Here is a 25,843-nt window from a genome sequence, read left to right on the forward strand (position 1 = left end):
TACAATCCTTATTGTTGTTAATGAGAAAGAGGAACTGACTCATTTAAGTCAGTTCCTCTTTTTATCATTCGTCTCTTTTTTCATCGTGAGTACATAAGAAAATAGTAAACCTTCCAAAAGAACAATGAAAGCTTCATGTAATTCAGGAAGCTGAATAAAACTATAGATGAAAGACTGCAGGATCAATAAACCGAAAATCATCTTAACGATCGAATGACCTGTCAAGTTGTCTTGAAGAATGACAAGAAATGTATCTCGGTACTGTTCTTTTATTATTGCAATAAGTTGTTGGTAAGTTACCCACAGACAAAGAGGAACGAATAGAAATGTGATGATCTCACTAGACGAATAGGAAAGAATGAGTGCTCCTAACACAAGCAACCTGAGGTACATCCAAACATATGAGCCTTTACGTAAAAAAGTTCGAACTGAAAGATAAAGACGTGGATCGTTAACATGAATTAATGAAAGAACAAATCCAAAGTATCTTCGCGCCCGTACTTGATTTTGTAATGAAGGAACGTCAACGAATAGGTTAGCAAATTGCTCAAAGCGGTTTTTTTGTGAAGCTTCAAGTTCGATCAATCTTTCCCACTGTAGCATTTTTTTCCTGCGCAATAGAAAAGGAAGAGTGGTAAGCGCAATCGAAAGGAGTACGCCGATCCAAACAGTTCCTTTTATCGTCAAGTAAAGAACCGCACTATTCATAACCAATAAATAAAAGCGAAACCATTTTATCTTTACTATGTAGGAACGGATAATAACAAAGAAAGATAGGAAATTAAGCGTGAATAGCGTAATACATCCAACAATAAGGGCGTTCTCTTCAAAGCCTAATCGAATGAATACAGGAGTCGTCAGTAAACCAGTGAGTATAATGATGGGAAGGGAGCGAACGTATGAATAAAAGAAGCTATATCGGATATACTTCTCCATTCGCCCTTCATATGCTAATAGAAAAACCCGGTCAGCTGGCAAGAGAAAGAACTTTCCTTTGAGTAAACTGATTACAGTACTAATTATTAAGATCATCACACTCAGTGTTGGAAAATTTTCTGGAATCGCATCCAGTAACTGTCGATAGTAGACAGCCCCGAAGCCACCTGTAAGAAGTACTGCTATGAGAAATCCACCTTGAAAAATATAACTTAAATAGCTTAAGCGGTGGCGTATATAATGGTCGAATCTTTTTTTCCATAGCTCTGTCAATGAAGTTTCTCCTATCTGAAATGCATTCTAAAAAATCGAAACATTTCGTTATCTTTATTCGTATTATTATTGTAATCGATTTTAATGAATTTGCATCTATCTTCTAAATATTATAGTAAAAAAGACTTAATTATCGACTAGTTTGTTTGACACTTGACTTCATGAGGAAAGTGATTAGTAACGGTGAAATACTACAATAATTAAAAGGATGAGTAACTTGAAAAAATACATAAGTATAGCCATGTTGGTAGGTGCCCTTACATTCACTTCAGGCTGTGGTGCGGAAATATCAAAAGTTGCGGAAGAGCATTCACAAATGGTGATGTCTTCCATTGAAAACAAAGCTGAAGCAAAGGCAATAGCAGTAGAAAAACCTAATGTTGAACAACTTTCAACTGACCTTATTGACCGTATTGTTCAAGAAACCGATGCTAATTATAAAGTGAAACAGTTTCAGTCAATCGAGGAAGTCGAACAACATTTACAGAAGGTAGCGTCAAAAGAGCTCTCTTCTCAAATCGCTGATGTTTACTTTGAGGAACGAGAAGGTGGTCTTTATCTTGTGCCTACTGAACTCTTTCCATGGGTAAATACAGATAAGCCGTATGAGTTAGATCAAATAAGTGAATTTGAATACAAGCTAACCCAATCAAACCAATCGGATCTTTATGGTACTTATACAATTGATATTGATTTTATTTATGAAAACAATCACTGGATCATTAAAAACTTTGAGATTAAATAAGACAAACGCACGGTTAAATGCCGTGCGTTTTATTATTGATTTCAGAGAAATGGAGGAATCTTGTTTTCACTTTTTATATAGGGGGATTGGACAAGGACAGGCTACTCTTTTACAATAAAGTAAGAAACTAAAGGACGAGGTTATCAAATGAGCGAATTTATGTTTACAGATTACTATCATAATCAGGTGACATTTTCCTTCCAGGACCACCCGTACTCCTCAGATCCGAAGCATGTTTGGGTTATTTGTCGCCTCGAAAATCAATGGTTGTTAACGGAACATTCAAGAAGAGGCATTGAGTTTCCTGGTGGTAAGGTGGAAGAGGGTGAAAATGCGGAAGAAGCTGCTGTTCGTGAAGTTTACGAAGAAACAGGAGGCGTTGTCAAGCGTCTTAAGTACGTAGGTCAGTATCGGGTAGAAGGAAAAGGCGGTACAATCATTAAAAACGTCTACTATGCTGACATTGATCATCTCGTGAAAAAAGATGATTATATGGAAACGAAAGGCCCCGTCAAGCTAAAAACACTTCCGAAAGACCTTCACTTAAATGAGCATTATAGTTTTATGATGAAGGATCAAGTCCTTACGTATAGTTTAAAACAGCTTAATTATTTGTAGGGAAGCATCTAACGATAGTAGCTAAAACAAAAAGTCCAGTTCAACGAACTGGACTTTTTGTTGTTAGTTAGATGGTTTCTTTTCCTGGCTCCACATGAATGATTGCATTCCGAATATCGTGCTCTTTCTCGAGCTGTGCTTCAATTTCATCTGTAATACTATGACCTTCTTTAATGTTTAAATAAGGCGCTACTTCTACGACAGCATCAACAATGATCTTATTTCCAGCCATCCTCGCTTTAATATCTACAAGCGTTTCAACGCCTTCAATCTCTTGAATCGTTGCTTCGATATCATTTAGTTTCTCTTTGTCAAAACCATCAGTAAGCATGAGAGAAGAATCCCTAAAAATATCGTAAGCGGTTTTACAAATGATAAGGCCTACGATAAATCCTGTTAAAGGATCCAACCAGTGCATGTTAAATTGTGCTCCAATAATTCCAACAAAGGCTCCAAGACTTACAAGTGCGTCTGATAAGTTATCTTTTGCTGCAGCCATTAGTCCATGACTGCCTGTTTTTTTAGCGAGTCTGGAATTAAAAAGATAGACACTCCCCATAACAAGCATCCCTAGAAGAGCGACCCATGCGGATGTTAATGGAGGAGATGAAACGGTTCCGTTTATTAAAACGGTCGCTGTATGGAAGAGGACCTGAATACCAATTGCAAACATTACAAAAGAGGCAAATAAGGAAGAGACCGTTTCTGCTCGAGAATGTCCATATGGATGATTGAGATCTGGTGGTTTGAGAGAAATCCTCATTCCAATTAAGACGGCAACTGATGCTACAATGTCCGATGCATTGTTCCAACCATCTGCTACCAGAGCCTCGGAACCTAACAGGTATCCAGCACCTAATTTTATGATTGAAAGTAGTAGGTATGCGGCAATGCTAAGCCATACGCCTTTCAGAGCATTCATTTTCTTCACCTGTCTTTTAAATTAGAAATATGTTCTTCTATATGCTAGCAGATGGCATTTGGGTGGGTCTATAGCAATCATTTTGCCAGCGGTAAGACGTGTAGGGGTCGATCACGTTTGTAACCTCTGGCTAACTAGTTTGCCCACTTACAACAAAAAAAGCCCCTCTGAAAGAGGAGCTAATGTTTGATTAATTTCCGCTCAAGCCATTCAACGCCAAGATACATAATGGACGAAAAAATCGCAATCATAAATAAGCTTAGTAAAACGAGTGTGAAATTAAATACTTGAAAACCATAAATGATCATGTAACCGAGCCCTTGTTTCGAAACAAGAAATTCTCCAACAATGACCCCTACCCAAGACAACCCTACATTTACTTTGAGTGTCGAGATGATAGCTGGAAAAGAAGCGGGTAGGATAACCTCACGAAAAATCTGCTTCTTATTTCCACCAAAGGAACGAATTACTTTAATATAATTTGGCTCTACGGTATGAAAAGCGTGATAGATTACCAGTGTTGTGATGATGATCGAAATAGATGCTCCCATTGTAATAATTGAAAGGTAGCCTGGTCCGAGTGCCACGATGATAATCGGGCCAAGCGCTACTTTGGGCATCGAATTTAATACGACCAGATAAGGATCGGAAATTTTTGACGCTTTTCGGGACCACCAAAGGACCGCAGCGAAAGCTGTGCCAAGTACTGTACCGATCATAAAACCTGCAACGGTTTCAAGTAGGGTTACGCTTGTATGCAGCAACAAAGAACCGTCATAAAGTTTCGTGAGAAAGAGCGAAGCGATCTTAGTTGGGTAACTAAATAATAAAGGATCAATCCAGGTAAGTCGCCCTGCAAGCTCCCATAGAGAGAGAAATGCTAAAAGAATAAAGATTTGCCAGATTACGATCTCATACTTTTCTCTTTTCAACTTCTTTACATACTGCTGATGCTGCTTATCAAGTTGGAGATTGTTCAAGAGAATCAAGCTCCTTCCATATCATTTGGAAGTTTTCGGGGAAAACTGGATCGTTTCTAGCTTCAAAAGGCAGTAATGTTTGAAGTTGAGATGGAACTTGAAAAATCTTTGCGATTTTACCTGGTCGCGGTGATAAAAGAATGATCCGGTCTGACATCGCTATTGCTTCTCCAATATCATGCGTTACGAGTATCGCTGTTTTCTGATGTGCTTTTAACGTTTGGAAGACAAGATCTTCAAGCTTTAGTTTTGTTTGATAATCAAGAGCTGAGAAAGGTTCATCTAATAAAAGAAGATCAGGATCAGTTGCAAGCGTTCGAACGAGCGCAACTCGCTGTCTCATACCCCCTGAAAGCTGATCAGGATAGGCGTGACGAACGTCTGAAAGCCCCATACTGTCAAGTAATGCAAGTGTGATTTCTTTCTTCTCGGGAGTTAATTTGTTTAAGAGCTTTAACCCGATATAACAATTGTCTTCAATGGTCTTCCAGGGGAATAAATAGTCTTGTTGAAGCATATAGCCCATTCGCTCACCCGGTGATTGAATCATCTTGTTCTGAAGAGAGACGCTTCCTTCAGTTGGCTGTAAGAGCCCTGATATAATTGATAACAATGTGGATTTTCCACAACCACTTGGACCAAGCAGTGATACGAATTCACCTTCCGCAATGGAAAACGAAAGGTCAGATAGGGCTTCCTTTGCTGCACTTTCTGTTAAATAAACATGTGATATGGCATTTAGTTGAAGGAAAGACATTCTATTTCCTCCTATTGTTGTGCTTCTTCTGCATAGCTGTTATCCACTAGTTTGCTATAATCAACACGTTTTGGAAGTTCGCCAGCTTCATCCATAATATTTTGTAGGTTATCCCATTCTTCCTGATCAAGAGTAGGATTTGTAGCGAATGAATGTTGACTCTTATAACGATCAACGACCGTAGTAATCAGCTCCAGATCAGTGTCCTGAAAAAATGGCTCAATTGATTTAGCGATTTCTTCAGAAGAGTGGGTATCTACCCATAATTGTGCTTCATAAAGTGCTGCTGTAAATCGTTCTGCTACATCCGCATTTTTAGTTAAATAACTGTCTTTTGCCATATAGCTTGTGTATGGAATTTTTCCTGATTCTTTACCGAACGAGGCTACGATATATCCGACACCTTGTTCTTCAAAAACACTTGCGGTCGGTTCGAAAAGTTGAACATAATCTCCAGTACCCGATGCAAACGCACTTGAGATATTTGCAAAATCAATATTTTGAATAAGGTTTAAGTCATTTTGTGGATCAATGCCTTTTTCTTTCAGAACAAATTCCCCTGCCATTTGTGGCATTCCGCCTTTACGCTGACCAAGAAAAGTGCTTCCTTTCAAATCTTCCCATGCAAAATGATCGACTTTTTCTCTTGATACAAGAAATGTTCCATCTGTTTGTGTGAGCTGAGCAAAATTAATGACGGGATCATCTGTGCCTTGCGCATAAACATAAATAGATGTCTCAGAACCGACTAAGGCGATATCTGCTCCATTTGAAAGCAACGTGGTCATTGTTTTGTCGCCACCCCAAGTGGTGGTTAACTCGACATCAATTCCATGCTTTTCAAATATACCTTCGGAGAGAGCCACATACTGTGGTGCATAGAAAATAGAGCGTGTTACCTCAGCTACGCGCACCTGATCATTTCCATTATTCGTACCACATGCTGAAAGAATAAGAAGAAAGACACCTATAAAAATACTGCTTTTAAATACCCAACTTTTTTTCATTAGTTAGCCCCCACCATTATCACATGAGATAGGCTCATGTTTAAGATACTATAGCCTATGAATTTCGTAACATTTTGTGTTTGGCAGATAAAAAAGGATAATGCTAGGGGGAGGTTTTCTTTTAGTTGGTTAGCGGTAAGAGCTTTTTAGCATTTGTTCATTTCGAGGCGGTTAGTCCAAAAGAAGCGGTGATAAAAACAAAAAGCACCATTTAGGTGCTTTTTGAAAGTTTTTAAACGTTAGGTCCAGCTTTTTTAATCTCTTCAGATACGTTTGAAAATTTATCAAAATTCTTAACAAATTGAGTAGCAAGTTCTTTTGCTTTTATGTCATAGTTTTCTTTGTTTTCCCATGTTTGTTTTGGTTGCAACACATCTGCGGGTACGCCAGGACAGTGAGAAGGGATATGCAATCCGAAAATGGGATCTGTTACTGTTTCTATACGATCAAGCTCTCCGTTCAAAGCAGCTTGAATCATCGCTCTAGTGTAGGATAGCTTCATTCGCTTTCCAACACCATATCCGCCACCAGACCAACCTGTGTTCACAAGGAAAACTTGAACATCATGTTCCATGATTTTCTCACCAAGCATTTCGGCATAGCGGTGAGCAGGTAACGGTAAGAACGGTGCGCCGAAGCAAGTAGAGAAAGTAGCTTCAGGTGAAGTTACGCCTCTTTCGGTTCCGGCTAGTTTACTTGTATAGCCAGATAGAAAATGGAACATCGCTTGTTCTTTCGTAAGCTTACTGATCGGCGGAAGGACTCCGAAGGCATCAGCGGTTAAGAAGATAATCGTATTAGGATGACCCGCTACGCTTGGAATAGCGATGTTAGGAATGGCATCGATTGGATAAGCAGCTCGAGTATTTTCAGTTAGGCTCGTGTTATCGTAATCAGGCTTACGTGAATCGGTATCCATTATGACGTTCTCAAGAACTGTTCCAAAACGGATGGCATCCCAGATTTCAGGCTCTTTTTCTCTCGATAAGTTGATGCATTTAGCGTAGCAACCGCCTTCAATGTTAAAAACACCGTTCATGGACCAGCCATGTTCATCATCACCTATAAGTGAACGGTGTGCGTCAGCAGAAAGCGTCGTTTTACCTGTTCCAGATAAACCGAAAAATAGAGCAACATCGCCTTCTTTACCAACGTTTGCAGAGCAGTGCATGGAAAGAATATTGTTCTCAGGTAATAAGTAGTTCATTACGGTGAAAATTGATTTTTTGATTTCGCCAGCATATTCTGTACCGCCAATTAAAACGGTTCGCTTTTCAAAGGAAATAATAATGAACGTTTCGGAATTTGTCCCGTCAACGTCAGGGTCAGCTTGAAAACCAGGAGCAGAAATAACAGTAAATCCTGCTTCATGATCTTGTAGCTCTGATTCATTTGGACGTATAAAAAGTTGGTGGGCAAAAAGGTTATGCCAGGCATATTCGTTAATAACCTGGATGGGTAGTCTTGATGACTGGTCAGCACCAGCAAATCCTTTAAATACATAAAGATCCTTTTTCTCACCAAGATAGTTCAGCACTTTCGTGTAAAGGTTTTCAAAACTTTTTTCGGAAATTGGTTGATTTGTTTCCCAATTTACTTTGTTCTTTACGGAGTCTTCGTTTACAATAAACTTGTCCCCAGGAGAACGACCGGTGTATTTTCCGGTTTCAACTCGAAGAGCGCCCGTTGAAGATAGTGTTCCTTCGTTTTTAAATAAGGAATGTTCAACCAGTTCAGAAACTGATAAATTTACATGTGGATTGTTCTTATTTAAGATAGCATCCAATAACGGTGAGGAGAAGGAAGCTGTTTTCATACGTTAAACCCATCCTTTATGAAAGATTTCGTTGACTGACTCGTTTAACTCAAAAATAGTATAACACATTTGCGTGATTATTCTATACTAATCTATGTATTTTTTGCTTAAAGAGTGAAAAAACAACGAATAACGATTTGGTTAGGTTTTAGGGGTCCCTTCTTTAATATAAGAAGGCTTTTTTATTGTGATGGTAATGAATTAATTATTCAGTTCTTTCGAGTCAGGGTTCCGCTTTTCGTGAGATCCAGCTGCAGTGGGCAGGGTGAAGCGCTTGTCGACCATAGAACGCCCACTTCCGCTTTTCGTGTCTAGCTGCGACTCGCAGAAACTACGATATTTCACTACTTCACAGGAACACAAAAAGCGTGTTCCAGTTCAGGAGTTCCAATATCTCCGTTTCTAACCGCTTGTCTCCGCTTTTCGTGTCTAGCTGCAGTGGGCAGGGTCTCGATCGCTTCACCCTACAAAATGAACACAAAGACCGTGTTCTTTTTGTAGGGCTCCAGCGCTTGTCGACCCTAAACGCCCACTTCCGCTTTTCGTGTCTAGCTGCAGTGGGCAGGGTCTCGATCGCTTCACCCTACAAAATGAACACAAAGACCGTGTTCTTTTTGTAGGGCTCCAGCGCTTGTCGACCCTAAACGCCCACTTCCGCTTTTCATGTCTAGCTGCGCGGGCCAAATCCTTCGGCTGTTTCGCCCAATCGAATGAGACAAAAAGCGTCTCAATCTCATGGGCTCCAACATCCTGCGGATTTAGGCAGGCCCACTCCGCTTTTCGTTATTGACACTTTCTTTTAACTGCGTTATTATATGTCGAGAATGGATACTCTTATCCCGAGCAGGCGGAGGGACAGGCCCGATGAAGCTCAGCAACCAACTCCTATACAACAGGATTAAGGTGCTAACCTGCAAGACAATAGTCTTGGAAGATAAGAGGCGAAAGGCATGAGATACCAGCTCCTTTTCCCTCTAAATAGAAGGAAAGGGCTTTTTTAATGTCGTTGAGGTTGATGACACTATAAAAAAAGGTAAGACGATAAGATTTTGAATTCGTTCTCTCGTTTCGGCACAGGATAATAGGGAAATGAGTACCGTATCCATTACACTATAACTAGATAGGATCCAATCCTTAAGGAGGTACTTGAGTGAGTAATCGTCGTTTGTTTACTTCTGAGTCAGTAACAGAGGGGCATCCTGATAAAATTTCAGATCAGATTTCCGATGCCATTCTGGATGATATTCTTGCGCATGACCCAAATGCGCGCGTTGCCTGTGAAACTACAGTAACAACTGGGCTTGTATTAGTTTCCGGTGAAATTACAACTTCGCACTATGTGGATATTCCAAAAGTCGTTCGTGAAACGATTCAAACAATCGGTTATACACGTGCAAAATACGGATTTGATGCTGAAACATGTGCGGTGCTTTCATCTATTGATGAGCAGTCTGCTGATATAGCAGCAGGTGTAAACGTTGCTCTTGAAGCGCGTGAAGGCACAATGTCAGAAAGTGAAATTGATTCAATTGGTGCAGGTGATCAGGGTCTTATGTTTGGTTACGCATGTAATGAAACTGCTGAATTAATGCCGCTGCCAATCTCTCTTGCGCATAAGCTAGCTCGTCGATTGAGTGAAGTAAGAAAAGAAGAAATTCTTCCTTATCTTCGTCCTGACGGAAAGACTCAGGTTACGGTTGAATATGATGAATCTGGAAAGCCGGTTCGCGTTGATACGATTGTTGTTTCAACGCAACACCACCCTGAAATTTCACTTGAACAAATTCAGCGTAACATTAAGGAACATGTTGTGAAGCCAGTTGTTCCTGCTGAATTGATTGATGATGAAACAAAATACTTCATTAACCCAACTGGCCGTTTTGTGATTGGTGGGCCACAAGGTGATGCAGGTTTAACAGGAAGAAAAATTATTGTTGATACTTATGGTGGTTATGCGCGTCACGGTGGTGGTGCATTCTCTGGTAAGGATGCTACGAAAGTCGACCGTTCTGCTGCATATGCTGCTCGTTATGTAGCTAAGAACCTCGTCGCTGCAGGTCTTGCCGATCGTTGTGAAGTTCAGCTTGCCTACGCGATTGGTGTTGCTCAACCGGTATCGATTGCAATTGATACATTTGGGACTGGAAAAGTGTCAGAGGAACGACTTGTTGAGCTAGTAAGAGAGAACTTTGACCTTCGTCCTGCAGGCATTATTAAGATGCTTGATCTTCGCCGTCCTATTTATAAGCAAACGGCTGCGTATGGTCATTTTGGACGTACGGACATTGAACTTCCTTGGGAACAAACGGATCGTTCAGAATCCCTTAAACAGGGTGCTGGAATTTAGTAAATGATGAAAAGAGGCCGTTGGTCTCTTTTTTTTGTTTTCATTTAGTGAATATAAAATCTATATGAGTAAATAGGGTGTGATAAAATGGAAGAAAATGTAGGGGGAGAAAAGGAATGAAGGGAATTTTTGGTGAAAAAATTACAACGCTGCAGGAACTTGAAGAGATGGCCGGAAATCCGAGTCAGCTTGCTGTACATAAGGTTATTTCTTTTCTTGATGAATATTGTAGAGAGTTTATTCGCTTTACACCTTTTATCACGATAGCAACCCATTCAAGTACGGGTAGTGATGTTTCTCCAAGAGGGGATAAGCCAGGCTTCATTCAAGCGTTAGATGACTATCATCTATTAATACCAGAAAGACCAGGAAACAAACGAATGGACTCGATGAGGAACATAGTAGAAAACCCAATGGTTGGTTTGCTTTTCATGATTCCAGGACGAGATGAAACGTTGCGCATTAATGGGGTTGCGACGATTGTGAAAGATAAAAGCCTCCTTGCGCGATTTGAGTACAAGGGGAAAATGCCATTATTTGGAATTGGGGTTGAAGTAAAAGAATGTTTCATTCACTGTGGAAAAGCATTAAAACGATCCCATCTCTGGGAACCGGAGCGTTGGCCAAACATAGAAGGACTCGCACCGGCTACTAGAATGCTTTCAGATCATGCGAAGATCGGTGAAGAAAACGTTGCGGAATCGTTAAGGGACAGTTATACAAATCGTCTTTACTGAATGGATTGTACTGAAATGGAACCTAATCCTTTATAGATGTTTGGTCGACCAATTGAACAGTAAATTAAATCATAGGTGTTAGCAATGATTCGCATTTCATCCAGAGGGAATAAGTTGTGACCGTCTACGACTAATGGAAGATTGAGTCCTTTAATGATTTTACCCCAGTTAAGTTGTTTAATAGACACTAATTCACTCATCAATAAAAGAGCATCGCAATCTTGCACTGAATCGTAAATCGTGTTCATCTCGTTTCCTTTTTTATCTTTCGTTTTTTCAGTATCAAACTGTTGAACAATAGCACCTTCCTCTTTCAATTTCTTAATGACTAACTCATAAGGTGGAAGTGCTGGGATCGGTTTTATTGTAGATGAAGTGAAAATAGCAATTTTGGCTCCCTGGAGAGTTCCTAGGAAATCTTTCAGTTTCTGAATCAATAGTTCAGGCTGATATTGATCAATTTCATCTAGTGCCTTAAACATTTGATTTGCAGAAGAAGATGCTTTGATCATTGAACGAAATGAAGCAAGCTCGTCTAACGTGTCAGTACCTAGAAAGGAAGAACCGGGATGAAGGGAGTGCTCACTAAATTTTGGTGTCTTCGGTAATGCGCCTTGAATTAATTCAACGTCACCCCCGTATTTTTCTGCAACCCCAGCGATCATCGTGAGACACGAGACTTGTAATGATTGATACGTATGATAAGCGTACCTCATTAATTCTGCGCTAGTATGGTCCATATACTGAAGAGACGACGTAATAGGCTCGTAGAACGTTTCCATCGCACGACAAGCTCGAAGCGAAGAAGTGCCGATAATGATTTGAGACGGATACATAAAATCCTTTACTGCTGAGCCTTTTCGAATAAAATCTGGATTACTCACAACATCGAAGGAGCGATCAGGCACACCCTGTTCTATGAGAATGTCTTCTACTTTTGATGCTGTTCCTGGGGGAACATTACTTTTAATAATGAAGGTTTTATGTTGTTTAATTGTAAGAGCAATTTTTCTTATGAAACGAAAGAAACAAGTAAGATCAGGATGTTTATTCTCGTCAACTGGAATAGGTTCAGTGAATAGAAGAATGTCTGCTTCAGAAGCGGCTGTTAATCGATTAACAGAGAAGCTTAATTGACCAGCCTTTTTCACTTCTGTCATCATTTCTGTTAATCCTTCTTCATCCACAGGTACTTCGCCTGAATTGAGTGCAACAATTTGACTTCGATCTTCATCGGTACAAACGACATGATGACCATGTGAAGCGAAGATAGCGGATGCGGTTAAACCAATTTCATTGGTGCCAAATACAGCAAGCTTCATTATTTTTCTCCTTTCTAAGCGTATTGAACAATTTTCTTAACTCCAATTGTTTTTTCGTAGTCCTCTAATAATCGACCAAAAATGGCATCCCAAGATTGAGAAAGTGCATAGCGTCGACCCTCATACCCCATCATTCTTCGGTCAGTATGATCTGTTAAAAGTCGTCTGATCGCGCTAATGTATTCCTCCTCCTTATTAGGTGAGCAGAAAAGTCCATTTCGTTCTTCCGACACAACGTCAGTTAAGCCTCCAGCATTTGCAGCTACAACAGGGGTTCCTGAGGCGAGAGACTCCAATGCGACATTTCCAAATGTTTCAGTAGCAGATGGGAATATGAATAGATCCGAGGTTGCGTATAGCTCTGCTAATTCTTCTCCTTCTTTGTAACCAGTGAATGTCACATTCCTAGGTACATTTTCTTTGAAATGAGGCATGGCTGGTCCGTCTCCTACTATCAGCCATCTTGTTTGTCGTTTTAATTCATCAGGTAATTTCCACATGATTTTTTGTAACGTTTCAAGATTTTTTTCTGGAGCTAGTCGACTAACAAATAATAGAATATACTTTTCCTGAAAATTGTATCGTTGTCGTAGTGACTGATTTTTTTTAAGCGGAGAAAAGTGTTCACAGTTAACACCTCTTCTCCAAAGTTTCAGGTTCTCAAATCCTTTTTCATTTAACCGGTGCCGTGTTTCGTTAGACGGAACAAAGGTGCTAGAGAATGGCTGGTGAAACCACGTTAAATATTTCCACATGACAGGAGAAAACCATTCAAGGTAATAATGTTTTAGATAGTCATCAAAATTCGTATGATAGGAAGCAACCATGGGCACATTGTTCTTTTTTCCGTAGTGCAACCCGCACATTCCGATATTAAACGGTGTTGCAACATGAAGGAGGTCCGGGTTGAACCCCTGGAGCTGATTACGGATAAGACTTAATTTAGGGAGGGCAATGCGGCATTCGGGGTAAAGGAAAAACTTCATACTTGTAAACCGATGAACATTACTTGTGAACAGGTCTTCATCAGCCTGACAGTCGGGTGCGAAAAGCATATAATCAACATGCTGACGGTCCATATATGTGGTTAACTTACCGAGTGTGCGAGAAACCCCATTGACCTGTGGATAATACGTGTCAGTAAACAGTGCAAGCTTCATGGATTGTTCTTCCCCCTTCTAACCTATTATGAGTGTTGAAAGAATGCCTGATCCACCACCAAGTAGTACACCAACGAGAACATCAGAAGGATAATGATGACCTAAGTAGATCCGGGATAAGGCAACTAGACTCCCAAGAGCAAGAAGGGGGAGAGCTAGTGAAGGAAGATGAAAGACAAACGGTATAAGAACAGAAAAGATCGCTGTCGTATGACCAGAAGGAAAAGAATGATCTTTCAGAGGGTAGACGAGCATCTTCGTTTCTGGCATTGCCAGGTATGGCCGGTGCCTTGGATAATGCTTTTTAATTAAATGAACAGGTATATGACTAGCAGCAAGAGCAAAGGCGGCTTGTAACCCCCATATTTTTATAGGAGCAGGTAACAAAGCCAGTAACAAAAGTGTGCTTAAAATCGTTGTTCTAGCACCACCTGCATGAGTAACAAATCCAAAAAGAGTTGTGAGGTATCTTGAATGACACGTTAAATTCACAAATCGAAATACGGTACACTCCCGCTCATAAAGCCATCCAACCATTTTACTCAAAAAGAATCCCCCTTCAACCTATGTGTTACCTTAAGCATATAGCATAATTTTAATGCCACTATTAAAGTAATCTTAAGGAATTGTTAAGACCAAACAAAAAAGATCAGGAATGATCTTCCTGATCTTTTTCATCAAATTAACGTAAAATAGATTACATAGCCAATGGCTAATGCTGTTGCGATAATATAAACAAGAAAAATCGGATTACTAAAGAAAGAAGATTTGACCCGGGCGTTCCCTTGATTATCATATTCGCCTTTTTGGTTTTGTCCAAGCCTGTACGTCATAAAAGCCCCTATTAGCAAGGTGATGACGACGAGCACGATCAAGACCATTGTCATTTTGTACACGGAAGCCACCTCGATCCATTTAGGATTGTATTGGTAACCTTCCTCAAACGAACGACAAATATGCGTGTTTTCTAGAGCGGTTTTTGCTCTTTGTAATAAGCTGCTTTTTCAACGTATTCTCTTCGAATGCGGTTCATATCTTGCAGATCATGCTCTGTTAATGTTCTAACCACTTTAGCTGGCCTTCCGAATGCAAGAGAATGAGGCGGGATTTTCTTTCCGGGTGGGACAAGACTTCCGGCACCTATAAAAGAACCTTCTCCAATCTCAGCTCCATCAAGAATGATTGAGCCCATTCCAACAAGAGCGTCCTTTCGAATAATACTACTATGGAGGATAACCTGATGGCCGATCGTCACACCATCTTCAAGAATGAGTTTTTTATTTGGACTCTGATGGAGAACACAATTATCTTGTATATTCACTTTTTTACCAATTTCTGTTGGTGCAACATCTCCGCGAATCGTCGTGTTAAACCAGACGCTACTATGTTCTTCGATTGTCACATCCCCTGTAATGGTAGTATAATCCGCAATATAGACTGTTTCATGAATCTGAGGTTTTTTGTCATGATACGCATACAGCATTGCAATCCCAACCTTCATTTAGTATAGATGAAATCCTTTTCAAAAGTAGTGTATCAAAAAGAACGGACCTACATAAGGGGGCTGATATTTCATGCGCATAAAAGAAACTGAATATCCAAAAGGGGTTATTGTATTAGTTCACGGAGCGAACGAACATCATCGTAGGTATGATTGGCTCGTTTCAAAGTGGATTGAAGCAGGTTACCATGTAGTACTTGGTGATTTACCAGGGCAAGGGGAGAGTACGAGAAGACGAGGGCATATTGATTCGTTTGACCAATATATCGAGACTATCGACAAATGGATCAAAAGAGCTCACGAATTTCAGCTACCAGTGTTTTTATTAGGACATAGTATGGGAGGTCTTGCTTCGATTCGAACGATTATGGAAAAGCGACCGTCTTTGACGGGAGTGATTTTATCTTCTCCTTGTATTGGTCTAGTGAATCCTCCAAATAAAGGCGTTGATATTCTCTCTAAAGTATTAAATCCAATCGTTCCTTCGTTAAGGTTAAATTCCAAGCTAGAGCCGAATATCGGGACAAGGAATCCGGAATTTCACAAACGCGATCAAGAAGATCCACTAATGGTTCAGAAAGTATCGGTAAGATGGTATCGTGAACTTCTTAAGGCAATGAAAATCGCAAACGATGGTGCAAGAACATTTCACAATTTACCATTGCTTGTTGTACAGGGTGGCGATGATCGTATTGTTGATAAGCAAGCCGTTATTTCATGGTTTAACCGTATTCCCTTGAAAGAGAAGGCCTATAAAGAATGGGATGGATTTTATCATGAGGTGTTCAACGAACCAGATCGTGAAGATGTATTTCAAACAGCCAAATCGTTTGTTGAATTAAAACTTGAATTACTAAACCGCAAAGAAAACCAGATAAATAATTAATACAGGAGTGGGGTCACTTGAAAGTACCGAGTCAACCCTGGACGCTGATGTATAGTATCTATCGACGCGTCTTACCGAGGGTTCATCATGAATTAGAATATTGGAGGAGACGGGCTGAACAAATCCCAAATCCTGAACTTAGAAAACAGGCGCTAGACAGCATTGATTCAAAAACGTTTCACTGTGAAGGTGGAGGGATCTATGGGTTACTTGCTGGAAAGCAGATTGATCGTTCGATTTCATTTATCGCTGCTTATCAGACAATTAGCGACTACCTGGATAACCTATGTGACCGAAGTACTTCACTTGATCCAAAAGACTTCAGTGCTCTACATGAGGCAATGATTGAGGCTCTTTCGCCTGAGGTTGAAGCATCTAATCATTATTATCGGTATCGGGAAGAAAAAGATGATGGCGGTTATCTAGTTGAACTTGTTCGGACGTGTCAGAAGGTAATTCGCGAGTTGCCAAATCAATCCGAAGTGCAGCCAGCCTTACTAGAACTCTGTCATTACTATTGTGATCTTCAGGTACATAAGCATGTGAAAGAGGAAGAACGCGTGCCAAGATTGAAGAGCTGGTTTGACCAGCATAAGAAGCAAATGCCAGAAATGACTTGGAACGAATTTTCTGCTTGTTCAGGATCAACGTTGGGTATATTTTGTCTTGTCTCGTACTCACTAGGTGAAGAAATCCCACAAGGTGGAACAGCGATGATTAAAGATGGGTACTTTCCGTGGGTACAGGGGCTTCATATTATGCTGGATTACTTTATTGATCAGGAAGAGGATCGAGCTGGTGGAGATTTGAATTTTTGTTTCTATTACAAAGACAATGATGAGCTCGCCAAGCGTGTTGCGCACTTTATTAAGGAAGCAGATAAAAGCGTAGAGGGACTTCCCCATTCTTCTTTCCACCGTTTAATTAATAGGGGATTACTTGGAATATACCTTGCCGATCGCAAAGTAATGGAACAGAAAGATGTTCGTTCGTTAGCTCGTAAAATCATTCGAATTGGTGGACGATCGAGCATTTTCTTTTACTTTAATGGATGGGTTTATAGAAGACTTCACAAAGCTTCTCAGTAATACGCGTATAAAAAACACTCATTCGTGAGAAAAGAAGCCTATAGGATTTTGAAAGGGGCTCTTAAGATGAAGAAGCGTTATTACGTAGAGGTTAGTTCAGGTGAAATTTTGGAAGATCAAGGAGCATCAAGTTATCATTTTGAAATTGATGCAGATGAGGAAGATATTTATGAACTTAGTGAGCTTTTTGATCTAACAGATAAGGATAGTCGACTTTCCTTATACCGTGCTCATGTCCCTGCCATGAGTTATCATGAAGATAAAAACAATGATGACTATGATAACCATATGAAAGAGATATATAGCCTGATACACAAATTAGGGAATAAAAAAACAAGAGATCATATTGAATCAATGCGAATTCTATAAAGAATAAGGGCTGTGCAGAAGCACAGCCCTTATTTTTTGCTGATCGCAAGAATATAGGGGGGATCATTGATTTGGTTAATAAACTGATATTTTAGAACCTGATAATGTGACTGATTAAGATCAGTAGCGAAATTTGTGACCTTTTCACTTTCAATTTTTCCCTCTGGATGTCCTGGATAGACAACTAGAATGAGAAGTCCTCCTGAATGAAGCAAACGTAAGATATCTGTTACAGATTGAATCGTTTCTTCAGCATTAGTGACAATGGATTTATCTCCACCTGGCAGGTAGCCAAGATTAAAGATTGCGGCAGAAACTTTCCCTATATGTTCCTTCTCAATGTTGTTATTAATGGAAGCGTGAGTCTCCTGGAATAGAGCGACCTGGGTATATTGGTCAGCTTCTTGCAGTCTTTTTTCAGTCGATTCTATTGCTTCAGATTGGATATCGAATCCATAAACTTTGCCTGACTTACCAACCGATTCGGCTAGAAAGAGAGTGTCGTGTCCATTTCCACAAGTACCGTCAATAGCAATGCCACCTTCTGCTAAGACTGAGTCCAGTAGCGTTCTTGTAAAAGGTAAGATACGTTGAAGGGTCATGATGTATATTCCTTTCTGTCACTAAAAATATTCTTTGCTTCATTTGTCTGCTGCCTGACTTGAGAAACTTATCGTGAATGCAGACGTCTAGAAAGCGATGTTTTAGCTAATTATGACTTTACCATGTTCGATCTTTTTCTCCAACTAACTTTCATAAATGTTTGGGAATATATGGAGTGTGGTACAAACTAATAAACAATAAATGAGGTGATCACATGGCAAAGAACGAAAAGGCACACAAACAAGGTGAAACCAATAACCCTGAGCAATTACCTGATAAAGAAAAGAATCAATTGGATGAGGATACTTCAGAAATGAATGTGGATGCGATTCCACTAGAAGATTTAAAAGAAGAACAGAGAGAAGAAAAAGATAAGCCGCACTCAAAAGACGATTCGGCGAGTCAGAAAAAGCATCGCGAAGGATAACGTGCCCAGTATGGGTACGTTTCTTTTTATATTTTCTATACCTAATGAAAAACAAATTGTATCTGGAGATGTATAGATCACGAAAAAAGCGGCTATTCTGATAATGTTCTTGACATTTCTCACAAGTCTTCATACAATACAAATTATATACGTAATTTGTGAAGTTAAAGATAATGATAAGGAATAGTACCAAGGATTCTATTGCTAGAGAGTTAACGGTTGGTGGAAGTTAACATAGAACCTTTGCGAACTCACCTTTGAATCGGAACCTGAATGGAGTAAGGTGACCCGTATGCCTGCGTTAAAGGCCTTAAGTGAGTGCTTTTTAGTACTAAGCCGGGTGGTACCGCGGGTGATTGTGAATAGTAGATTCTCAACCTCTCGTCCCTGTTGATAAACAACGGGGATGGGAGGTTTTTTATTTTTTCTGTAAGTACTGGAAGGAGAGAGTAGCAATGGCATTTGATCACAAATCAATTGAAAAGAAGTGGCAGCACTTCTGGGAAACAAACAAAACATTTAAAACAGAGAATGACGCACAAGGTGAGAAAGTTTATATACTCGATATGTTCCCTTATCCATCTGGGGCAGGTCTGCACGTTGGACACCCTGAAGGGTATACGGCAACAGATATTTTATCTCGTATGAAAAGAATGCAGGGATACAATGTCCTTCATCCAATTGGATGGGATGCATTTGGACTACCAGCAGAACAATATGCACTTGATACAGGTAACAACCCACGTGACTTTACACAAAAGAACATCGATACATTCCGTCGCCAAATTAAAGAGCTTGGTTTTTCATACGATTGGGATCGAGAAATTAATACAACTGATCCACATTATTACAAATGGACACAGTGGATTTTCACGAAATTATATGAAAAAGGTCTTGCCTACGTAGACGAAGTAGCTGTGAACTGGTGTGAAGCGCTAGGAACTGTTCTTGCGAATGAGGAAGTCATTGACGGTAAGAGTGAGCGCGGCGGTCATCCTGTTGTTCGTAAACCAATGAAGCAATGGGTATTGAAAATTACGGAATATGCGGATCGCTTGCTTGAAGATCTAGAAGACCTTGACTGGTCTGACAGCATTAAAGAAATGCAGCGAAACTGGATTGGGAAGTCCGAAGGCGCTGAAGTTACCTTTAGAATAGATGGTTATGATGAGTCAATTGATGTCTTTACGACGCGTCCAGATACACTGTTTGGCGCAACGTATATGGTGCTAGCACCTGAGCATCCTCTAGTTGATAAAATTTCGACGAGTGAACAAATTTCCAAAGTTGAGAGCTATCGTTCAAAAGTTCAAACAAAGAGTGATCTTGAGCGAACAGAGTTATCAAAAGAGAAGACTGGTGAATTTACTGGAGCCTATGCAGTTAACCCAATAAACAATGCTAAGCTTCCGATTTGGGTAGCGGATTACGTGCTTATGAGTTATGGAACTGGTGCGATCATGGCTGTTCCTGCTCATGACGAGCGTGATTATGAGTTTGCGACTGCCTTTAACCTTCCAATCCAAGAAGTTGTGGCTGGTGGAAATGTGTCGAAAGAAGCCTATACAGAAGATGGGGAGCATGTAAACTCTGAGTTCTTAAACGGCCTTGAGAAAGAAGAAGCCATAACGAAAAGCATTGAATGGTTAGAGGAAAACGGTAAAGGCACGAAAAAAACAACGTATCGTCTTCGCGATTGGTTATTTAGCCGTCAGCGTTACTGGGGTGAACCAATTCCAATCATACATTGGGAAGATGGTTCAATGAGCGCAGTACCGAAGGAAGATTTACCGGTCGTTCTACCAGAAACAACGGAAATTAAGCCCTCTGGAACTGGCGAATCCCCTCTTGCGAATATCGAGGATTGGTTGAACGTTGTCGATCCTAAAACAGGTATGAAAGGCCGTCGTGAAACAAACACGATGCCACAATGGGCTGGAAGCTGCTGGTACTATCTGCGTTATATCGATCCTAATAACGATGAGATGCTAGCGGATCCTAAAAAGCTTGATGAATGGCTACCTGTGGATATGTATATCGGTGGTGCAGAGCATGCGGTTCTTCACTTGCTTTATGCTCGTTTCTGGCATAAAGTTCTGTATGATATCGGTGTAGTGCCAACGAAAGAACCATTCCAACGCCTTCGCAATCAGGGCATGATTCTTGGTGAAAACAACGAAAAAATGAGTAAGTCAAAAGGAAACGTAGTAAATCCAGATGAAATAGTTGAAAGCCACGGTGCAGACACACTTCGTCTATATGAAATGTTTATGGGGCCATTTGAAGGGTCGATTGCATGGTCACACAATGGTCTTGATGGAGCTCGTCGTTTCCTTGATCGTGTATGGCGCTTGTTTGGCGAAGGTGACCTAACAAAGTCTTCGATTTCTGAAGAAAATTCAGGAGAAAAGATGGAGCGCGTTTATCATGAAACAGTTAAGAAAGTAACTGAAGATATGGAAGGACTGCGCTTTAACACCGCTGTGTCTCAAATGATGGTATTTGTAAATGAAGCGTATAAGCAGGAAACGGTTTCGGTTACTTTAATGGAAGGGTTTGTGAAGTTACTTTCACCTATCGCGCCTCACCTTGCGGAAGAACTATGGAGTGCGCTTGGACATGGCGAATCACTTGCGTATGCGAACTGGCCAATGTTTGATGAAAGCAAACTTACAGTAGACGAAGTTGAGATTGTTGTTCAAATTAACGGCAAACTTCGTGCTAAAATATCCATTCCTACAGAAGCCTCTCGTGATGAGATGCAGGAAATTGCGTTAGAGCATGAGAAAATTAAAGGTCAACTTGATGGCAAAACACTTCGCAAAGTTATTGCTGTTCCAGGTAAGTTAGTGAATATCGTAGCTAATTAACAACTAACCCTCTCCAGTTGATGGAGAGGGTTTTAACTATATAAAATTTTGCTGAAAATGATTAAACAACATTTTGCATAACCTTTTCCTATATTTGAGAATATTAGTAAGATGATAAGAAGATAGATTTCTTGTATTGAACCAACAAATCATGTACGATTGAATTTGTTAAAGTGAATATAATCGAAAAATCATATGAGAATTGTACGAAAGGGGTATGTTTTTTATGAGTAATGAAATTAAGACAGTAACACCTGAAGAGGTTGAAAAGCTAATCAATGATGGAAAGAACGTTTCGCTAATTGATGTACGTGAGGACGAGGAAGTAGAGGAAGGTATGATCCCTGAAGCGAAGCACATTCGTCTTGGCACTCTTCCGGAACGACTTGATGAAATAAACAAAGAAGAAGAGCATATTATGATTTGTCGCTCTGGACGTCGTAGTGAGCGTGCTTGCGAGTACATGCAAGAAGCTGGTTATGAAGTAAGAAATATGGTTGGCGGTATGATGAAATGGGAGGGTAAACTGAAATAACCCTGCTAAAAAGGAGAGAGTTCGAATGGCGATATGGGGAATGGCTGGTGCAGTAATGGCTGCCTTGACTTTAGGATTATGGAGAGTAGTTTATCCTTATTCTTATATGAAGCCGATTCATTTAGATCGGTTTGACGATGATAAATACTGTCTCATTGATGTGAGAGATTATATTCTTTCGCACCGTACGCCTTATGAAAAAGCAAAGAATATTCCGCTTTCTTATTTAGGAAGACAGACGAAAGAAAATGAAGTGTGTGATAAAGAGATTATTGTTCTTGCCGAAGATCGAAAAGCAGCAAGACTCGCTGTGAAGATCCTGATGAAACAGCGCAAGCAACCTATTTATTACATGACCGTTTCGTAATGAAAACGTCTTTTGGAGTTGGTCTCTAAAAGACGTTTTCCTGAAGTGTTAATCCAAGTAAATTGATGTGTTTAATAAATCATAGCACTTTTTTCCCCATGTTCCAAATAGATTGCTTAAAGAAAGAAATCTACTTCTGCCTTCAATCTGGTATAATGATGGAAAAGACTAGACCGGGGTGTTGAAATGAAGGCAGAACTAATACGTGCTATGATGGATTTACAGTCTCTTCAACAATTGCAGATAGGAAATAAAGTGAAGCAGACGACCACTTTTTCCTTTACTGATATGCTTGAACAAGCTCTCTCTAACCAGAATCCTGGACAAGCCAATCCGGATTCAACACTTACTTCAATCCCGGCGGAATTATTTGCGCCATCCCAAATTCCAATCTCGTCTAACCCTTCTTATTCGTCATCATCGCTTGAAATCGATGGCTATATAGAAGCATTATCGGTGAAATATGACGTCGATCCTAAGCTCATTCATTCCATTATTAAACAAGAATCAGGCTATAAGTCAGATAGCGTGAGCGGAGCTGGGGCTATGGGGTTAATGCAATTAATGCCTGCTACTGCCGCTTCATTAGGAGTAAAAGATCCTTTTGACCCTGGACAAAACATTGAAGGCGGCGTAAAGTACATGAAACAAATGATGAATAAATATAATGGAAACACTGAGCTTGCACTAGCCGCTTATAATGCCGGACCGGGAAATGTGGATCGGTACGGTGGAATACCTCCGTTTCAAGAAACACAAAATTATGTTTCAAAAGTAATGGGGAATTATCGAGCATAAATTAGTTAAAGCTGTCTCACTCGACCGCACTTTAGCAGTCGTCAATGAGGTAGCTTTTTTTTAAGGTTTCATTTCATAATGGAATTTCTTTTGACTTCTTTATGTTCGGAGCGAGAGAATAAGGGCAGTTCTGAAAGAAGATACAAATTATTGATATACTAAACACGAGGTGACTAATTTGAACGAATTTACTAAATTGGGACTGGACTCACGTCTCATTAAGCAACTTGAAGCTCAGGGCATCGATACCCCAACAGACATTCAAAGAGAAACGATTCCAGTGATGTTACAGGGAAAAGACGTCATTGCACAGGCGCAGACGGGCACGGGAAAAACATTCGCTTTCTTGCTGCCAATTCTTGAGAAAATAGACACAGAAGCACAAGAAGTACAGGCTCTCATTGTTACGCCAACTCGTGAGCTTGCGATTCAGATTACTTCAGAATTGATGAAGCTAGTTGAAGAACGAGATGACGTCAATGTTCTAGCTGTTTATGGTGGTCAGGATGTAGAAAGACAGATCAAGCATCTAAATAAGCAAGTCCACATTGTTGTGGCAACGCCTGGTCGCTTGTTAGATCATGTTCGAAGAGAAACCATTGATTTATCTCATACTGCTTATCTTGTCTTAGATGAAGCTGACCAGATGTTGCATATTGGTTTCCTTAGAGAAGTAGAAGATATTATTGATGAAACGCCTGAAAGCCGTCTAACCGCCCTATTCTCAGCAACTATGTCGAGTGATATTAAACAACTTGCCAAACGATTTATGCGTTCACCTGAGAAGATTAGAGGAAAAGAGAAAGGCAAAACCGTTGAAGAAATTGAGCAGTTCGTTATTGAGACAACAGATCGACGAAAATTTGGTTCCCTTACTGAAACTATTGACGAAGTGCGTCCGTTCCTCGGAATTATTTTCTGTCGTACGAAGCGTAGAGTTAGTAAATTAAACGGTGATTTGAAAGCAAAAGGATATTTATCCGATGAGCTTCATGGTGATTTATCTCAGTCGAAACGTGAAAGTGTCATCAAACGATTCCGTGATGCGAAAATTCAGCTTCTTGTTGCCACGGATGTGGCAGCACGAGGGCTTGATATTGAAGGAGTGACGCACGTTTTTAACTACGACATTCCGCAAGATACAGAAAGTTATATCCACCGAATTGGTCGAACGGGGCGTGCTGGTGGAGATGGTGCATCTTATACGTTTATAGCTGCCAAGGATCAATCATTTATTCAAATGATTGAAAAAGGTATCGGTAAGAAACTTGCTAGAAAAACCGTTGAAGGTGCACTACCTGATGGTGAAGAGCGTAATGATGAAAGAAGAAATGATCAAAGAAGTAGATCCAGCCATTCTTCTCGAAAGACTGGTTCCTCGAACAATCGCAATCGAAATAACGGAAGAAACCGAAACAAACGATAAAAGAAAGAGAGGGGATCGTCCGATGGACGATCCCCTCTCTTTCTATAGGCGAGTCGAATCATGCTCAACTTAAATAGCAGAAGTTGTTCTTCTTTCAGCAGCGCTTTTACCTGCTGTATACCCTGTTACAAAGGCAGAAGTGATGTTATAGCCCCCGGTATAACCGTGAATGTCGAGTACTTCTCCGCAAAAGTAAAGACCTGTGGTGAATTTTGAAGCCATTTCTTTCGGATGTATTTCTTTTAGAGATACGCCTCCACCCGTTACGAAGGCTTTATCAATTGGAAGGGTACCATCGATCGCGACTTGGAATTGCTTTAATAAACGTACGTATTCACGCACTTTTTCCTTCGATAAGTGAGCATACGTCGTTTCTGGCGATATGTCTGCTTTAGTAAATAAGAAGAGCATGTATCGTTCTGGTACTTTGCTTTTCCAGATGTTTTTAATTGCTTTTTTAGGCTCTTCTTTTGCGAGCTTCATATGCTCGCGAAACAATTCCTCTTCGTTTTGATCAGGTACGGCATCAATTTGCAGGGGAATGTATTGCGCATTGAATTTTTTCATTGCTTTCACAACGTATTGACTGCAACGAAGAACTGCGGGTCCAGAAAGTCCAATATGTGTAAAAATCATATCCCATCGATGTGTTTTAATCACCTTGCCCTTTGGGTTAAGAACAGATAGCGCAACATCTCGAAGCGATAAGCCCTGCAGTTCCTTGTTTTTAATAAAAGCTTCACTAGAAGTAAGGGGGACTTCAGTGGGGTATAGATCTGTAATCGTATGACCACCTTCTTCCGCCCATGCATAACCATCGCCGGTTGAACCCGTATGAGGGACAGATTTCCCTCCAACTGCAATAACCACGTTGGATGAATGAATGTTTTCTTTCGTTTTAAGTCTTACACCTGAAACGGCCCCATCTTCATAAAGAACTTTCTCAACTGGGGTATTGACTTGTATTGTCACATTTAAGTGTCGTACTTTATCTAGTAGTGCATTCACAACAGACTTTGCATCATCAGTGACGGGGAACATTCTGCCATGATCTTCTTCTTTTAATTTAATGCCAAGGTCTTCAAAGAATGTGATAATGTCTTCATTATCAAAAATGTTAAACGCGCTGTATAAGAATTTTCCGTTTCCTGGAATGAATTTGATTAGTTCATCAAGTGGAAGTCGGTTTGTTACGTTACAACGACCGCCTCCAGAAATCGCTAGCTTTCGTCCAAGCTTATTCCCTTTATCAACGAGAAGCACTTTTGCTCCATGTTCAGCCGCTGATACAGACGCCATGAGTCCGGACGGACCTCCGCCAATCACAATGACATCATAGTTCATACTTACACC

26 protein-coding genes, 1 riboswitch and 1 other annotated feature are annotated in these 25,843 nt (G+C 40.3%); of the genes, 13 read left to right on the top strand and 13 right to left on the bottom strand.

Annotated features, from left to right (window positions below; translation table 11 throughout):
- Positions 1-48: 48 nt before the first annotated feature.
- Positions 49-1,209: an ABC transporter permease gene (locus PQ578_RS05000; protein ID WP_273832472.1), complete on the bottom strand. Its 1,161-nt coding sequence runs from the start codon at positions 1,207-1,209 to the stop codon at positions 49-51.
- A gap of 217 nt (positions 1,210-1,426) precedes the next feature.
- Between PQ578_RS05000 and PQ578_RS05005 the strand changes: the two genes are divergently transcribed.
- Together PQ578_RS05005 and ytkD are read left to right on the top strand one after the other, a co-directional pair.
- Positions 1,427-1,954, top strand: coding sequence for a hypothetical protein (locus PQ578_RS05005; RefSeq protein WP_273832474.1), 528 nt, complete (start codon positions 1,427-1,429; stop codon positions 1,952-1,954).
- A 147-nt stretch (positions 1,955-2,101) separates the two neighbouring features.
- Positions 2,102-2,572, top strand: coding sequence for an RNA deprotection pyrophosphohydrolase (gene ytkD / locus PQ578_RS05010; RefSeq protein WP_160918505.1), 471 nt, complete (start codon positions 2,102-2,104; stop codon positions 2,570-2,572).
- A 67-nt stretch (positions 2,573-2,639) separates the two neighbouring features.
- Here ytkD and PQ578_RS05015 read toward each other — a convergent pair whose 3' ends face one another.
- The 5 genes from PQ578_RS05015 to pckA all read right to left on the bottom strand — a co-directional run bounded on the left by PQ578_RS05015 (position 2,640) and on the right by pckA (position 8,054).
- Positions 2,640-3,494 carry a cation diffusion facilitator family transporter gene (locus PQ578_RS05015; protein ID WP_273832475.1) on the bottom strand — a complete coding sequence of 285 codons (855 nt, stop codon included), beginning with the start codon at positions 3,492-3,494 and terminating at the stop codon, positions 2,640-2,642.
- A 179-nt stretch (positions 3,495-3,673) separates the two neighbouring features.
- Positions 3,674-4,474: an ABC transporter permease gene (locus PQ578_RS05020; RefSeq protein WP_273832476.1), complete on the bottom strand. Its 801-nt coding sequence runs from the start codon at positions 4,472-4,474 to the stop codon at positions 3,674-3,676.
- Entirely contained in the window at positions 4,455-5,231 is a 777-nt protein-coding gene (locus tag PQ578_RS05025; RefSeq protein WP_273832477.1) for an ABC transporter ATP-binding protein, read from the bottom strand. The genes PQ578_RS05020 and PQ578_RS05025 overlap by 20 nt, the downstream gene beginning before the upstream one ends.
- Positions 5,232-5,242: 11 nt before the next feature.
- Positions 5,243-6,238, bottom strand: a complete 996-nt coding sequence (locus tag PQ578_RS05030; protein WP_273832478.1) for an ABC transporter substrate-binding protein — start codon at positions 6,236-6,238, stop codon at positions 5,243-5,245.
- A gap of 232 nt (positions 6,239-6,470) precedes the next feature.
- Entirely contained in the window at positions 6,471-8,054 is a 1,584-nt protein-coding gene (gene pckA, locus PQ578_RS05035) for a phosphoenolpyruvate carboxykinase (ATP) (protein ID WP_273832479.1), read from the bottom strand.
- An 831-nt stretch (positions 8,055-8,885) separates the two neighbouring features.
- Positions 8,886-8,995, top strand: a riboswitch (SAM riboswitch).
- 209 nt (positions 8,996-9,204) lie between these two features.
- Here pckA and metK point away from each other — a divergent pair.
- Both metK and PQ578_RS05045 read left to right on the top strand, forming a co-directional pair.
- Entirely contained in the window at positions 9,205-10,401 is a 1,197-nt protein-coding gene (gene metK, locus PQ578_RS05040) for a methionine adenosyltransferase (RefSeq protein WP_273832480.1), read from the top strand.
- A 116-nt stretch (positions 10,402-10,517) separates the two neighbouring features.
- Complete coding sequence (locus PQ578_RS05045; protein ID WP_273832481.1) at positions 10,518-11,138, top strand: MSMEG_1061 family FMN-dependent PPOX-type flavoprotein; 621 nt, start codon at positions 10,518-10,520, stop codon at positions 11,136-11,138.
- Here the strand turns inward: PQ578_RS05045 and PQ578_RS05050 are convergent.
- The 5 genes from PQ578_RS05050 to PQ578_RS05070 all read right to left on the bottom strand — a co-directional run bounded on the left by PQ578_RS05050 (position 11,132) and on the right by PQ578_RS05070 (position 15,103).
- The gene (locus tag PQ578_RS05050; protein WP_273832482.1) at positions 11,132-12,460 is read right to left on the bottom strand and encodes a nucleotide sugar dehydrogenase; all 1,329 of its coding nucleotides are present in this window, start codon (positions 12,458-12,460) and stop codon (positions 11,132-11,134) included. The genes PQ578_RS05045 and PQ578_RS05050 overlap by 7 nt on opposite strands.
- 14 nt (positions 12,461-12,474) lie before the next feature.
- Positions 12,475-13,620 carry a glycosyltransferase family 4 protein gene (locus PQ578_RS05055; protein ID WP_273832483.1) on the bottom strand — a complete coding sequence of 382 codons (1,146 nt, stop codon included), beginning with the start codon at positions 13,618-13,620 and terminating at the stop codon, positions 12,475-12,477.
- A gap of 18 nt (positions 13,621-13,638) precedes the next feature.
- Complete coding sequence (locus tag PQ578_RS05060) at positions 13,639-14,157, bottom strand: phosphatase PAP2 family protein (protein ID WP_420541532.1); 519 nt, start codon at positions 14,155-14,157, stop codon at positions 13,639-13,641.
- A 140-nt stretch (positions 14,158-14,297) separates the two neighbouring features.
- A complete protein-coding gene (locus PQ578_RS05065) occupies positions 14,298-14,516 on the bottom strand; it encodes a hypothetical protein (protein WP_098444611.1) in 219 nt (72 codons plus the stop codon).
- A 71-nt stretch (positions 14,517-14,587) separates the two neighbouring features.
- Complete coding sequence (locus tag PQ578_RS05070; protein ID WP_160919116.1) at positions 14,588-15,103, bottom strand: gamma carbonic anhydrase; 516 nt, start codon at positions 15,101-15,103, stop codon at positions 14,588-14,590.
- A 91-nt stretch (positions 15,104-15,194) separates the two neighbouring features.
- On the opposite strand from PQ578_RS05070, the gene PQ578_RS05075 reads away from it, so the two are divergent.
- The 3 genes from PQ578_RS05075 (at position 15,195) to PQ578_RS05085 (ending at position 17,464) form a co-directional block, all read left to right on the top strand.
- Entirely contained in the window at positions 15,195-16,007 is an 813-nt protein-coding gene (locus PQ578_RS05075) for an alpha/beta hydrolase (protein WP_273832486.1), read from the top strand.
- Between the two features lie 17 nt (positions 16,008-16,024).
- A complete protein-coding gene (locus PQ578_RS05080) occupies positions 16,025-17,095 on the top strand; it encodes a tetraprenyl-beta-curcumene synthase family protein (RefSeq protein ID WP_273832487.1) in 1,071 nt (356 codons plus the stop codon).
- 66 nt (positions 17,096-17,161) lie between these two features.
- Positions 17,162-17,464, top strand: coding sequence for a hypothetical protein (locus tag PQ578_RS05085; protein WP_165997269.1), 303 nt, complete (start codon positions 17,162-17,164; stop codon positions 17,462-17,464).
- A gap of 29 nt (positions 17,465-17,493) precedes the next feature.
- Here the strand turns inward: PQ578_RS05085 and mnmM are convergent, their stop codons facing one another.
- Entirely contained in the window at positions 17,494-18,066 is a 573-nt protein-coding gene (mnmM, locus tag PQ578_RS05090) for a tRNA 5-(aminomethyl)-2-thiouridylate-methyltransferase MnmM (protein ID WP_273832489.1), read from the bottom strand.
- A gap of 215 nt (positions 18,067-18,281) precedes the next feature.
- Between mnmM and PQ578_RS05095 the strand changes: the two genes are divergently transcribed.
- From PQ578_RS05095 to PQ578_RS05120, 6 genes are all read left to right on the top strand, one after another.
- Positions 18,282-18,494: a hypothetical protein gene (locus tag PQ578_RS05095; protein ID WP_273832490.1), complete on the top strand. Its 213-nt coding sequence runs from the start codon at positions 18,282-18,284 to the stop codon at positions 18,492-18,494.
- Positions 18,495-18,658: 164 nt separating this feature from the next.
- Positions 18,659-18,886: a binding site (T-box leader), on the top strand.
- A 63-nt stretch (positions 18,887-18,949) separates the two neighbouring features.
- Positions 18,950-21,364 (top strand): leucine--tRNA ligase, encoded by a 2,415-nt coding sequence (gene leuS / locus PQ578_RS05100; RefSeq protein WP_273832492.1) that lies wholly within the window; start codon positions 18,950-18,952, stop codon positions 21,362-21,364.
- Between the two features lie 226 nt (positions 21,365-21,590).
- Positions 21,591-21,899, top strand: coding sequence for a rhodanese-like domain-containing protein (locus tag PQ578_RS05105; RefSeq protein ID WP_098444604.1), 309 nt, complete (start codon positions 21,591-21,593; stop codon positions 21,897-21,899).
- 25 nt (positions 21,900-21,924) lie between these two features.
- Entirely contained in the window at positions 21,925-22,266 is a 342-nt protein-coding gene (locus tag PQ578_RS05110) for a rhodanese-like domain-containing protein (protein WP_098444603.1), read from the top strand.
- A gap of 186 nt (positions 22,267-22,452) precedes the next feature.
- A complete protein-coding gene (locus PQ578_RS05115; protein ID WP_273832494.1) occupies positions 22,453-23,064 on the top strand; it encodes a lytic transglycosylase domain-containing protein in 612 nt (203 codons plus the stop codon).
- 178 nt (positions 23,065-23,242) lie between these two features.
- Entirely contained in the window at positions 23,243-24,490 is a 1,248-nt protein-coding gene (locus tag PQ578_RS05120) for a DEAD/DEAH box helicase (RefSeq protein WP_420541507.1), read from the top strand.
- Positions 24,491-24,559: 69 nt separating this feature from the next.
- On the opposite strand, the gene PQ578_RS05125 is transcribed toward PQ578_RS05120, so the two are convergent.
- The gene (locus PQ578_RS05125) at positions 24,560-25,834 is read right to left on the bottom strand and encodes a BaiN/RdsA family NAD(P)/FAD-dependent oxidoreductase (RefSeq protein WP_273832495.1); all 1,275 of its coding nucleotides are present in this window, start codon (positions 25,832-25,834) and stop codon (positions 24,560-24,562) included.
- Positions 25,835-25,843: the final 9 nt, after the last annotated feature.

The sequence above is a fragment of the Guptibacillus sedimenti genome (genome assembly GCF_028610665.1).
GTDB lineage: Bacteria > Bacillota > Bacilli > Bacillales > Guptibacillaceae > Guptibacillus > Guptibacillus sedimenti.